The 12,158-nt window shown below is 74.9% G+C and carries 12 protein-coding genes; 8 read left to right on the top strand and 4 right to left on the bottom strand.

The window, feature by feature from the left end:
- Nucleotides 1-23: 23 nt before the first annotated feature.
- Nucleotides 24-230 carry a cold-shock protein gene (locus BKA00_RS03950; protein WP_030144886.1) on the bottom strand — a complete coding sequence of 69 codons (207 nt, stop codon included), beginning with the start codon at nucleotides 228-230 and terminating at the stop codon, nucleotides 24-26.
- Nucleotides 231-479: 249 nt separating this feature from the next.
- A complete protein-coding gene (locus BKA00_RS03945; protein WP_185023620.1) occupies nucleotides 480-1,178 on the bottom strand; it encodes a TIGR03085 family metal-binding protein in 699 nt (232 codons plus the stop codon).
- A gap of 185 nt (nucleotides 1,179-1,363) precedes the next feature.
- On the opposite strand from BKA00_RS03945, the gene BKA00_RS03940 reads away from it, so the two are divergent.
- The 4 genes from BKA00_RS03940 to BKA00_RS03925 all read left to right on the top strand — a co-directional run bounded on the left by BKA00_RS03940 (nucleotide 1,364) and on the right by BKA00_RS03925 (nucleotide 6,839).
- Nucleotides 1,364-3,160 (top strand): ABC transporter ATP-binding protein, encoded by a 1,797-nt coding sequence (locus BKA00_RS03940; protein ID WP_185033652.1) that lies wholly within the window; start codon nucleotides 1,364-1,366, stop codon nucleotides 3,158-3,160.
- The gene (locus BKA00_RS03935; protein ID WP_185023619.1) at nucleotides 3,157-4,977 is read left to right on the top strand and encodes an ABC transporter ATP-binding protein; all 1,821 of its coding nucleotides are present in this window, start codon (nucleotides 3,157-3,159) and stop codon (nucleotides 4,975-4,977) included. Before BKA00_RS03940 ends, BKA00_RS03935 begins: the two co-directional genes overlap by 4 nt.
- Nucleotides 4,978-5,058: 81 nt before the next feature.
- Entirely contained in the window at nucleotides 5,059-6,315 is a 1,257-nt protein-coding gene (locus BKA00_RS03930; RefSeq protein WP_230298476.1) for a hypothetical protein, read from the top strand.
- A gap of 116 nt (nucleotides 6,316-6,431) precedes the next feature.
- Nucleotides 6,432-6,839, top strand: coding sequence for a hypothetical protein (locus BKA00_RS03925; RefSeq protein ID WP_244993765.1), 408 nt, complete (start codon nucleotides 6,432-6,434; stop codon nucleotides 6,837-6,839).
- A gap of 7 nt (nucleotides 6,840-6,846) precedes the next feature.
- Here the strand turns inward: BKA00_RS03925 and BKA00_RS03920 are convergent, their stop codons facing one another.
- Nucleotides 6,847-7,524, bottom strand: coding sequence for a phosphorylase family protein (locus BKA00_RS03920; RefSeq protein WP_185023617.1), 678 nt, complete (start codon nucleotides 7,522-7,524; stop codon nucleotides 6,847-6,849).
- Nucleotides 7,525-7,719: 195 nt separating this feature from the next.
- On the opposite strand from BKA00_RS03920, the gene BKA00_RS03915 reads away from it, so the two are divergent.
- On the top strand, nucleotides 7,720-8,061 hold the full coding sequence (locus BKA00_RS03915) for a hypothetical protein (RefSeq protein WP_185023616.1): 342 nt from the start codon (nucleotides 7,720-7,722) through the stop codon (nucleotides 8,059-8,061).
- Between the two features lie 18 nt (nucleotides 8,062-8,079).
- A complete protein-coding gene (locus BKA00_RS03910; RefSeq protein ID WP_185023615.1) occupies nucleotides 8,080-9,255 on the top strand; it encodes a winged helix DNA-binding domain-containing protein in 1,176 nt (391 codons plus the stop codon).
- A gap of 43 nt (nucleotides 9,256-9,298) precedes the next feature.
- Here BKA00_RS03910 and BKA00_RS03905 read toward each other — a convergent pair whose 3' ends face one another.
- Nucleotides 9,299-9,901, bottom strand: a complete 603-nt coding sequence (locus BKA00_RS03905; RefSeq protein ID WP_185023614.1) for a hypothetical protein — start codon at nucleotides 9,899-9,901, stop codon at nucleotides 9,299-9,301.
- A gap of 167 nt (nucleotides 9,902-10,068) precedes the next feature.
- Between BKA00_RS03905 and BKA00_RS03900 the strand changes: the two genes are divergently transcribed.
- Together BKA00_RS03900 and BKA00_RS03895 are read left to right on the top strand one after the other, a co-directional pair.
- On the top strand, nucleotides 10,069-11,202 hold the full coding sequence (locus BKA00_RS03900; RefSeq protein WP_221493006.1) for an acyl-CoA dehydrogenase family protein: 1,134 nt from the start codon (nucleotides 10,069-10,071) through the stop codon (nucleotides 11,200-11,202).
- Entirely contained in the window at nucleotides 11,202-12,155 is a 954-nt protein-coding gene (locus tag BKA00_RS03895) for an acyl-CoA dehydrogenase family protein (protein WP_185023612.1), read from the top strand. The genes BKA00_RS03900 and BKA00_RS03895 overlap by 1 nt, the downstream gene beginning before the upstream one ends.
- The last annotated feature ends 3 nt before the right edge of the window (nucleotides 12,156-12,158 follow it).

Below are 12,158 nucleotides of genomic sequence, written 5' to 3'. Positions count from 1 at the left end.
CTGCCACGTACGGCTAGCGGGCGTTACAGGGGGACGACCTGGTCGGCCTGCGGGCCACGGTTGCCCTGCGTCACCTCGAACTGGACGCGCTGGTTCTCGTCCAGGCTGCGGTAGCCGGAACTCTGGATGGCCGAGTAGTGCACGAAGACGTCCGGCCCGCCGCCGTCCACGGCGATGAAGCCGAAGCCCTTCTCGGCGTTGAACCACTTCACGGTGCCCTGCTGGGGCATGTCTTTCTCCTTGCGGCAAAACCTGGGCCCACACCTCGCGGGCCCGTGCGGTCGCTGCGGAACGCTCTCGCCTCCCGGTACGGTCCCGGAAAAGCCAAAACGCCCGCTGCCATCAGTTCGCGGGCGTCTTGAACGATCGAGAACCACGACTGCAACCGACCGCCCCACCGTATCACCGGTTCCGCGTAAAGCGGAGGAGCCGCAAGACTTGCGTTTCTCCTCTCGGCGAACCATGCCGTTACCTGCCCGTTAAAGACTCCAACCGGTCTCCGTCAGGGTCTTGACAGCGTCCGTCGCGCCGGTGAGGCGCACCTTCGCGACGTCCCGGCGGCCCAGTGCCCACAGGAGGAGTTCACCTACGGGGCCGTGCACGCGCACGGCTCCGCGACCGCCGCCGGACACGCGCGCGGCGCGGCCGTCGGGGCGGACGAAGGTTACCTCGACCTGAACTTTTCTTAGGACAAAGCGGGCAATTTTTATCCGTCGCCAGAGTAGTTCCTCTAGTTCCGGCGAGATGTCGCGGGGCTCCCAGTCGGGACGCGCACGCCGGATGTCCTCATGGTGAACAAAGAACTCGACGGCGTTCGCGTTTTTGTCGACTCCCGGAAGGGCGTAGGGGGAGAACTTCGGCGGACCCTGCGCGAACCGTTCCACCAGCCGTTCGAACGGAACGGCGCGCGCCGTCCGCCGCCGCACCCGCTCGGTGTAGAAGGCCAGCGGGGGCAGCAGGATGCCGGGGGCGGCGTCGGGGCGCCTTTCGCGGACGACCAGATGGGCGGCCAGGTCGCGGGCGTCCCAGCCGGCGCACTCGGTGGCGGCCTCCGGCCCCGCCTCCTCCAGCGCCGCGGCGAGCAGCAGCCGTTCGCGGCGGACCGGGCCGGGGTCCGCCGGGCCGGATCCGTCCTGCTTCGGGGCGGACGGCACGGGGCCGTCGTCGGGCGTGCTCATCGACCGATGGTAGGCCGGGGCCGGGCGGCCGGGAATAAGCGCCCCGGCCGGATGGTAGGGAATATCCAGCCCCACAAACCCCCCGCCGCAGCCGCAACGGGATATTTCCTGGGGTCCGCCGTGATCGAGGAGTCGCCGTGCCACCTGCGTCCAGACGCGTCAGCCCGCCCGTCCTGAGGGAGGGCATGGGCGTCCTGTGGGTGGCGGTGAGGGCGGAGCCGCGGGTGTTCGCCCTGTCGGTCCTGGCGAGCGCCCTGTACGCGGCGATGACCGTGGGGACCGCGCAGGTGCTGGGCTGGACGACCGGCCACGTCGTGCTGCCGGCGTTCGACGCCGGGCACACGACCGCGGGGGCGCTGGCGGGCGCCGCCGCCCTGATCCTGGCGGTGGCGCTGATGAAGGCGCTCGGCGTCGCGGGACGCCGGTTCTACGCGGGCCTCATGCAGTACCGGCTCCAGGCGTCCTACCGCCGCGCGGTGACCAGGCAGTACCTCCGGCTCCCGCTGGCGTGGCACCACCGGCACCCGACCGGGCAGCTGCTGTCGAACGCCAACGCCGACGTCGAGGCGGTGTGGGCGCCGATCGCGCCGCTGCCGATGGCGGTCGGCGTGGTGTTCATGCTGCTGATCGCCGCGGTGTCGATCCTGGTCACCGACGTGGTCGTGGCCCTGGTCGGATTCCTGGTGTTCCCCGCCGTCGCCCTCATCAACGTGGTGTACCAGCGGCGGCTGTCCCCGGTGGCGACCCGCGCGCAGCAGCTGCGCGCGGAGGTCAGCGAGGTCGCGCACGAGAGCTTCGAGGGCGGCCTGGTGGTCAAGACCCTCGGCCGGGAGGCGGCGGAGACCGAGCGGTTCGCCGCGCGGGCGCGGGAGCTGCGGGACGCCAACATCGCGGTCGGCCGCATCCGGGGGCTGTTCGACCCGGTGCTGGAGGCGCTGCCGAACCTCGGGGTGCTGGCCGTCCTGCTGATCGGGTCGGTGCGGCTGGACTCGGGCGCGATGTCGCCGGGCGACCTGGTCAACGTGGCGTACCTGTTCACGCTGCTGTCGTGGCCGATCCGGGCGCTGGGCTGGGTGCTGGGCGAGGTGCCGCGCAGCGTCGTCGGGTGGAAGCGGGTCCGCGGCGTCCTGGACGCGACGGGTTCGCTGCCGTTCGGGGACGGCTCACTGGACGGTCCGGGCGCGGCGACCGAGCTCCAGGTGCGGGAGGTCAGGTTCGCCTACGAGGCGGCCGGTGAGGGCGCGCGGCGCCGCGTCCTGCACGACGTGTCGTTCGCGGCGGCGCCGGGCAGGACGATCGCGGTCGTCGGGCCGACGGGGTCGGGCAAGTCCACGCTCACCTCGCTGCTCGTCCGGCTGGTCGACCCGGAGGACGGGTCGGTCCTGCTGGACGGCGTCGACCTTCGCGACGTGGAGCGCGGCGGGGTCGCGGCGACGGCGGCCCTGGTCCCGCAGCAGACGTTCCTGTTCGACGACACCGTGCGCGGCAACGTGACGCTCGGCCTGGACGTCCCGGACGAGCGGGTCTGGGAGGCGCTGCGGCTCGCCCAGGCCGAGGGGTTCGTCGCGGCGCTCGCCGACGGGCTCGACGCGAAGGTGGGCGAGCGCGGGGCGACGCTGTCGGGCGGCCAGCGCCAGCGGCTCGCGCTGGCGCGGGCGCTGGTGCGGCGGCCCCGGCTGCTGGTCCTGGACGACGCGACGTCCAGTGTCGACCCGCAGGTCGAGGCGCGCATCCTGCAGAGCCTGCGGGAGTCGCAGGCGGAGGAGGCCGGCGGCGCGACCGTCGTGGTCGTCGCGTACCGCAAGGCCACGATCGCGCTGGCCGACGAGGTCGTCTACATGGAGCACGGCCGCGTCATCGCGCGCGGCACCCACGCCGAGCTGCTGGACGGCTCGGAGGGCTACCGCAACCTCGTCAACGCCTACGAGCGGGCCGAGGCGGAGCAGGAAGCGGTCGAGGGCGGCGAGGAGGCCATGGCATGACGACGGTGACCGACACGGCGGCCCCGAAGCCGGGGAGCGCGCCGGGACTGAGCGACACCGCGGCGGAGGGTGCGATCAGCACGCTGCGGCGCGGGCTGCGGCTGACCCCGGAGTTCCGGGCGGGGCTGGCCGGGACGCTGGTGCTCGCGCTGGTGTCGACGGCCGGGCGGGTGGTGGTGCCCGTGGCCGTCCAGCAGACGATCGACAAGGGGCTCGGCCGCCCGGACGGCCCCGACCTGGACTTCATCCGGACGGCGGTGCTGCTGTGCGCGGCGGCCGTCCTGGTGACGGCCGTGTGCGCGTACCTGATGAACGTGCGGCTGTACAGGACGTCCGAGGGCGGGCTGGCGTCGCTGCGGGTGCGGGCTTTCCGGCACGTCCACGACCTGTCGATGCTCACGCAGAGCGGCGAGCGGCGGGGCGCGCTGGTGTCGCGGGTGACCGGCGACGTCGACCAGATCAGCCAGTTCATGCAGTCCGGCGGGCTGATGTTCATCGTGTCGATCGGGCAGCTGGTCGTGGCGAGCGTGCTGATGGCCGTCTACTCGTGGCCGCTGGCGCTGCTGGTGTGGGCGGCGTTCGTGCCGCTGGCGTTCGCGCTGCGCCGCTTCCAGCGGATCCTGTCGAGGGCGTACATGGGGGTGCGGGAGCGGATGGGCGACCTGCTGGCGGCGGTCAGCGAGTCGGTGGTGGGCGCCCCGGTGATCCGCGCCTACGCCTCGGAGGAGCGCACCGGCCGGCGGGTTGACGAGACCGTGGAGTCCTACCGTTCGGCGCAGACGCGGGCTCAGGCGATGGTCGCCCTGACGTTCCCGGTCAGCGAGCTGGTGGCGGCGCTCGCCACCGCCGCCGTCGTGATCGCCGGGACGCTGCTCGGCGTCGCCGGGGAGCTGTCGGCCGGGCGGCTCATCGCGTTCCTGTTCCTGGTGACGCTGTTCGTGAGCCCGATGCAGACGGCCACCGAGGTCCTGAACGAGGCGCAGAACGCGATCGCGGGCTGGCGGCGGGTGCTCGGCGTGCTGGACACCGCCCCGGACGTCGCCGACCCCGGCGAGGCGGGCGTGACGCTGCCGCGCGGTCCCATCGAGGTGCGGTTCGAGTCGGTGGGGTTCGCCTACCCGGGCGGTCCGCCCGTCCTGCACGAGGTGAGCGCCGCCATCGCGCCGCGCAGCCGCGTCGCGATCGTCGGGCAGACCGGGTCGGGCAAGACGACGTTCGCCAAGCTGCTCACCCGGCTCATGGACCCGGTGTCGGGCCGCGTCCTCGTGGACGGCGTGCCGCTGGACCGCGTCCGGTTCTCGTCGCTGCGCGAGCGGATCGTCATGGTGCCGCAGGACGGGTTCCTGTTCGACGCGACGCTCGCCGACAACATCCGGTACGGGCATCCGGACGCCTCCGACGAGGACCTCGTCCTCGCGCTGACCGAGCTGGGCCTCGCCGACTGGCTGGACGGCCTCCCCGAGGGCCTCGCCACGCCCGTGGGGCAGCGGGGCGAGTCGCTGTCGGCGGGCGAGCGCCAGCTCGTCGCGCTGGCCCGCGCCTACATCGCCGACCCGGACCTGCTCGTGCTGGACGAGGCGACCTCCGCCGTGGACCCGGCCACCGAGGTGCGGATCCAGCGGGCGCTGGACGGGGTGACGCGGGGCCGCACGGCGATCGCGATCGCGCACCGGCTGTCCACGGCCGAGGCGGCCGACGAGGTGATCGTCTTCGAGGCGGGGCGGATCGTGCAGCGCGGCCCGCACGCCGAACTCGTCGCCGAGCCGGGCGTGTACGCCGATCTGCACGCCTCCTGGGTCGCCCAGCGGAGCCTGTGACGGGTTCCACAGGGCCACTCGCTGGGTAAACGCACGCTAAAGCACTTGCCCGATATCTGGTCCAGTGCGCATTCTGCTGAGGTGAGCAACGACGTCATGTTGGAATCGGCGAGCACGCTGCACGGTCAGCTGCAGCGCGGGCTCGGGAGGGCCGCGCGCCGCGCGGCGGACAAGCCCGGCGCGGGCGAGTACGTGTACGCGTGCGTCCGGAGGGATCCGCGCTGGGATCGGCAGTGCGAGTCGCGGCGGCTGTACTACGCCCGGTTGATGGTGGATCTGGAGCTGCCGGTGGGGCCGGTGGCGGAGCATCTGTTCGCTCCGTCCGACCACACCGACCCCGACGAGTGGCGGGTGGACCTGGCGCTGGGCGTGCTGGCCGACCTGGTGCGGCTGAGCCGGCGGGAGGCCGCCGGGCCCCTGCGCCGGTACGCCGAGGAGGGCGCGCAGTGGTTCGACGCGGTGGCCGAGCTCATCGATCTTGAGGATCCGTCGCTGGCGGTGGGGCTGGACGCCCTGGTCGCCGCGCGGTGCGACGACGCGGACCTGGCGCTGCTGGTGCCGGGCCGCCACAACCCGGTGATCGAGGCGTGGGCGGCGCGGCAGCCGCGGGTGGCGGACGCGCTGGCGCGGCAGCGGGAGGCGGGACGGGCGGCGCGGCGCGCGATGGTGCCGGCCCCCGGCAAGGACGCGCAGAGCGAGGCCGAGTTGCTGGATCTGGCGCGGCGGCGCGGCGAGGGCTCCATAGCGGCGATATTCGAACTGGGCCGCCGCCGGACGCTCGCCCTGCTGGACCTCGCGGAGGAACTGCTCCCCCAGCGGCCGAGCAGGTTCGGCGGCGCGGTGTGCCGGGCGTTGCGCGAGTACGGGCCGGAGACCCTCCCGCGGGCGCGGATGTGGGCGGCGCAGCGCGGCGGCTGCGCGGACATGGGGCTGCGCATCCTCGCCCGCTACGGCACCCGCCAGGACATCCCCCTGCTGATGGACGAGCTGAACGCCGCCGTCGCCCGGCGCGACTGGGCCGACGCCGCGAGCCCCATCGAAGGGCTGGGGCGCCTGCGCGCGGGCGAGGCCGTCCCGCTGTTGAAGACCGCTTGGGCCGAATCCACCTATGCCTATCTGAGACCCCGCATCCTGACCGCGCTGACGAGAACCGCCCCCCACACCGCCGAGTCCTACGCCGTCGAAGGGCTGTGGGACTGCGAGGAGGGCGTCCGGGCCGAGGCCGCCCGGACCGCGCCGCTGACCGGCGAGACGTCGCTTCGGCTGCAGCGGCTCCACCACGACGACGCCGAGGACCCCGGCGTCCGCGCCGCCGCCGGCGCCCGCATGATGCCCTGAGCCCCCGGTGATCTGAGCCCGGATGAACCTCTCCGGGGCGGGGCGCGTATTCCTCCCTCGAATCGCGCGTCCCACCCCGGAGAGGAAGAGCGATGGGTTCCCGACACCATCTCGGCTTGTTGAAGACGGTCGCGCTGTGCGCGGCCGCGCTGGCGGTGCCGCCGGCGGCCGGCTGCTCCGCCGGGCCGGACGCGTCCGGCGGGAAGGCCGCCGAACCGGCGAGCCTGGCCGAGCTGGCGCAGCGGACGGACTGCTCCCTGACGGGGAAACGCAAGGTCGAGGATCTGGAGCAGGGGAACTGCAAGACCGCGCGAGGACGCTACGTCCTGCTCAGCTTCACCTCCGACAACGGCATGAACGCCTGGCTGGAGGAGGCCAAGCCGTGGGGCGGGACGTATCTGGTCGGGGCGCGCTGGGTGGCGGTCAGCCAGCAGCAGACGCTGGAGTCGCTGCGCGGGGATCTCGGCGGCAGGATCGTCCAGGGCGACGCCCACGGTCCCGGGCACGGGGCGGGGCACGGCTGAGCGGTGGTCAGGCGCGGCCGGCGGCGCTTCCCTCGCTGGTGCCCTCCTCGCCCCGCACGAGCAGGGCGCTCCAGCGCTCCAGCGCGGGCCCGATCCGGGCCAGGACGCGCCGTCCCGCCAGCCCTCGGCGGACGATGCCCGGGTGCCACAGCGGATGCCGCGGGCCGTCGACGACGACGCGGACGGCCGCGACCGGCAGCGGTCCGGCGCGCTCGGCGACGAGCGCCGACTCCATGTCCGCCAGCCGCGCGCCCTGCGCCGCCAGCAGGGCCCGCTCCGCGCCCCTGACGACGCGGTCGGTGGTGACCAGCGGGCCGACCTGCGCGCTCAGCCCGTCCCGGATGAGCTCCTCGGCGAGCAGGCGCGGCGCGGCGCACGGCACCGCCTTCCCGCCCGCGCCGACGCCGCGGATCTCCTCGGCGACCAGGACGTCGCCGGGCCGCAGCCGCTCGTCGAGCGCCCCGCCGAACCCGGCGACGACGAGGGCGGCGCAGGCTGCCGGGAGCCGGTCGGCGCGCCGCGCCCGGTAGCCGACGACCACGACCGGGGTCCGGGTGAGGCCGCGCCGGACCGCGCGCGCCTCCATGCCGAGCGCGGCGCACACCACCGGGCCGAGCATCGGCGCGTCCACGGCGTCGTCCCAGCCCGCCCCTCCGGCGGCGCCGGCCCCTTCGGTGAAGTTCACCCGCCCAGCGAAACACGAGGTCATCCCGAGATCCAGCGCCATCACCGCGCAGTGCGACATTCGCTCACCGCTCGGTGCGACCTCCGCTCACCGCGCAGTGCGACCTCCGCTCGTCGCGAGGTGCCGGATCCGCGCGGCGCGGATCCGCCTCGCGGAGGGCGCGGAAGGCCGCCCCGCGCGCCTAGACTCCCCGGCATGACCTCGACCTCCTTTCCCCTTCGGCGGAAGCTGGCCGTTCTCCCGTTCGTCCTGCTGCCCCTCGGCGCCGCGGCCGCGTGCGGCGGCGAGAACAGCAAGACCTCCTGCGACGTCAACTCCTGCACGGTGACCTTCGACCGCGGCGTCGAGGCGAGCGCGTCCATCCTCGGCGTGAAGGCCGAGCTGGTGAGGGTGCAGGGCGAGATGGTCACCCTCAAGATCGGCGGGCAGACGGTGACGGTGCCGGCCGGGGACGGGCAGCAGGCCGAGGGCTTCGACATCTCGGTGCAGTCCGTCACCAAGGACCAGGTGGTGGTGAAGATCTCCAACAACGGCTGACCGGTCTAGTATTCGCTCATGCGTTCGATGAACACGGCGGAGCGCCGCGCCCGGCTCGCGCTCCGCCACCGGCTCTGCGCGCCGGCCAGGACCGACGACGTCCTCGAGATCGTCCGGTCCGTGCTGGTCCTGCACGCCACGGACCCGGCCACCGTCCACCTGTCGGTCGCGGCCCGCAGCGTCCACGCCGTCCCGGCGGCCATGGAGAAGGCCCTGTACGAGGACCGCACGCTCCTGCGGATGCTGGCGATGCGCCGGACGATGTTCGTCGCGCCGACCGACCTGGTCCCGGTGCTGCAGGCGTCCACGGCGAACGCGCTGGCGGCCAGGCAGCGCGCCACCTACGCGCGGATGATCGAGCGCGGCAGCGACGTCACCGACGGGCCGGCCCTGTTCGTCCGGGCCGAGGAGGCCGCCCACGAGGCGCTGCTGGCGCGCGGCCGGGCGACGGGCGCCCAGCTCAGCGCTGACGTGCCCATGCTGCGGACCCAGGTCGAGATGGCGCCCGGCAAGTCCTACTCGCGGGCCACGAACATCACCACCTGGGTGCTGGTCACGCTCGGCTGCGAGGGCCGCATCGTGCGGGGGCGGCCGAACGGGTCGTGGACGAGCAGCCAGTACGTGTGGTCGCCCATGGAGACGTGGCTGCCCGGCGGCATCGAGGCGCTCCCGGCCGCCGAGGCCCGCGCCGACCTCGTCCGCCGCTGGCTGCGCGTGTTCGGGCCCGCGCCGGCGGCCGACCTGAAGTGGTGGACGGGCTGGAGCGCGGGCGACGTCAAGAAGGCCCTCGCGCTCCTGGACGTCACCGAGGTGGACCTCGGCGGCGCCACCGGCCTCGTCCTGTCCGACGACCTGGAGCCCACGCCCGCGCCGGAGCCGTGGGCGGCGCTGCTGCCCGCGCTCGACCCGACGCCGATGGGCTGGCAGGAGCGCGGCTGGTTCCTCGGCGCCCACGGCCCGCTGCTGTTCGACCGCAACGGCAACATCGGGCCGTCGGTCTGGTGGGACGGCCGCATCGTCGGCGGGTGGGCGCAGCGCAGGGACGGCGAGATCGTCTTCCGCCTCCTGGAGGACGTGGGCGCCGGCGCGCGGGCCGCCGTCGTGCGGGAGGCGGCCCGCATGGCGGAGTGGTACGGCGACGTCCGCGCCATCCCCCGGTTCCGCACCCCGCTGGAGCGCGAGCTGACGGCATGAGCCGGGGCCCGGCTCGCGACGGCCCCCGGCCGGGGCCGGGCCGTCAGTAGTAGGGGCCCTCGGCGGTCACGGCCCGGCGGCCGGCGCCGCTGCGCCTGAGGATGGTCACGATGAACGCGACGGCGGCGAGGCCGCCGAGGCCGAGCGCGGTCAGCAGGCTGAGGCCGAGGTAGCCGTCGGCGGTGTCGTCCGGCGTCACGAGGATCGGCCCTTCGGCGCCCCGGCACGTCAGCCGGGCGTCGCCCGACACCGGCGCCCTGAACGTGGCGGTGTAGCGGTAGGACGCGTGGTCGGAGGCGCTCCAGGAGTTCTTGCGCGTGAGCTGGACGGGCCCGGACCGCTCCCCCGCCTCGACCCGGCACGCGTACGGGGACGGCCCGCCCTCCCGGACGTAGACGAAGTAGCCGTAGCCCTCCGTGAGCCGGACGGTCACCCCGGACGCCGGGTCGCCCACGGCCGCAGGGCCTCCGGCGACCTCCGAGTCGTCCCACAGGAACGCCAGCACCGTGGCGAACCCGATGACGGCGACCAGCACCAGGGCGATCGGCAGCGCGTACCACCCGGCGCTCGGGCCGACGCGCCGCCGCTGCGGCGTCCAGCCCTCTCCCGGGCCCGGTCGGCCCGGTCCCCTGGGCGGCGGTCCCATCGGTGGGTTGGACCCGGGCCACATGTCTTCTCCCCCTGCGGAACGCCTGTGCCGAACGACCACGATCCCAGAGAACCGACCGCCCCGCCAGGCGGCCTCCGGTAAGGGGCCGCTGACCGACAGGTTGGGGAATGTCTGTAACGTCCCCCTGGACAGAGGAGGTGCACGTGGCGGCACTGCCCGGCCTGACCCCCGGCACGCTCCCGCCCGAGACCGCCGCGCTGCGGTCCCGGGTCCGGGAGTTCCTGGCCGAGACGCCCTTCACGGCCCGCTGCGACAGCTGGCTCACCGGCGCCGACCCCGCCTTCAGCCGGCTGCTGGGCGAGCGCGGCTGGCTGGGCATGACGCTCCCCGAGCGCTACGGCGGGCACGGGCGCTCACCGCTGGAGCGGTTCGTGGTGGTCGAGGAACTGCTGGCCGCCGGGGCCCCGGTGGGCGCGCACTGGATCGCCGACCGGCAGACCGGCCCGTCCATCCTGGCCCACGGCACCGAGGAGCAGAAGAGGCGGTTCCTGCCGCCGATCGCGCGCGGCGAGTGCTTCTTCGCGATCGGGATGAGCGAGCCCGACACGGGCTCCGACCTGGCATCGGTCCGGACCCGCGCCGAGCGCGACGGCGGCGGGTGGCGGCTGCACGGCACCAAGGTGTGGACGAGCGGCGCGCACATCGCCCACGCGATCCTCGTCCTGGCCCGGAGCGCGCCCCGCTCGCAGGACCGCCACGCGGGCCTCGGCCAGTTCATCGTGCCCCTGCCGGACGACCGCGTGGCGATCAGGCCGATCCGGGGCCTGTCCGGCGAGCACCACTTCAACGAGGTCGTCCTCGACGGCGTGTTCGTGCCGGACGCGCTGGTCCTCGGCCGCGCCGGGGACGGGTGGCGGCAGGTCACCGCCGAGCTGGCCTACGAGCGCGGCGGCCCCGAGCGGCTGCTCAGCACGTTCCTGCTCATCCGGCTCCTGCACGGCCGCGCCGCGGGGCCCGCGGCGCGGCGGGCGCTCGGCGCGCTGACCGCGCGCCTGTGGGCGCTGCGGCAGGCGTCGCTGGGAGTGGCGGGCGCCCTCGCCCGGGGCGAGACGCCGGAGCTGGCCGCGGCCCTGGTCAAGGACCTCGGGACGCGGTTCGAGCGCGAGGTCGTCGAGGCGGCGCGCGAGCACGCGGGCGTGGAGCCCGACCCCGGCTCCCCCGACCCGCTGGCCCGCGCGCTGGCCGAGTCGGTCGTCCAGGCGCCCGGGTTCACGCTGCGGGGCGGCACCAACGAGATCCTGCGGGGCATCGTCGCCCGCGGCCTGGGAGTGCGCTGATGGGGCTGCTGGAAGAGACCGCGAACGAGATCCTCGCCGGCGACGACCCGTGGCGGGCGCTTGAGGAGTCCGGTCTGGCGCTGGCCGGGGTGCCGGAGGAGGCGGGCGGCAGCGGCGGCGGCCTCGCCGACGCCGCCGCCGTCCTGCGCGCGGCCGGGTACCACGCCGCGGACGTGCCGCTGGCCGAGACGCTGCTGGCCGGGCGGCTGCTCGCCGATGCGGGGCTGCGGGCGGCCCCCGGCGCTCTCACGGCCATGTCCGGCGACGTCGAGGCGGTCGAGGGCCGTGACGGCCCCGTCCTGAGCGGGACGTTCCGCCGGGTCCCCCGGGCACGCGAGGCGCGGTCCCTGGTCGTCCTGGGCCGCGGTCTCGTCGCCGTCGTCGATCCGGCGCGGGCGCAGATCACCGCGGGCGCGAACGTGGCGGGTGAGCCGCGCGACGACGTCGTCCTGTCCGGCGTCCCGGCACGGGAGGCGGCGCCGTGCGCGGTGGACGCGGCCGAGCTGCTGCGGCGGGGCGCGCTGGCGCGGGCCGTCCAGCTGACCGGGGCGATGGCCCGGGCGCTGGACCTGTCCGTCCGGTACGCGGGCGAACGCGAGCAGTTCGGGAGGCCGATCGGGCGGTTCCAGGCCGTCCAGCAGATGCTGGCGGAGCTGGCCGGGGAGGCGACGGTCGCGGACGTCGCGGTCCGGGCCGCCGTCCGCGCCCCCGGCGACCCGGTCGCCGTGGCGGCCGCCAAGGCGAACGCGTCGCGGGCCGCGGGCGCGGTCGCCGCGATCGCCCACCAGGTGCACGGCGCGCTCGGCGCCACCGAGGAGCACCCCCTGCGCCGGGTCACCCTGCGGCTGTGGTCGTGGCGGGACGAGTACGGCGGCGAGACCGCCTGGGCCGACGAACTCGGCGCCGCGCTCGCCGCCGCCCCCGACCCGTGGGCGCTCGTCACCGGCACCTGACCA

The organism is Actinomadura coerulea, assembly GCF_014208105.1.
Lineage (GTDB): Bacteria > Actinomycetota > Actinomycetes > Streptosporangiales > Streptosporangiaceae > Spirillospora > Spirillospora coerulea.
Note: the sequence above shows the minus strand (reverse complement) of the source record. Positions and strands in the feature narration are given on the sequence as shown.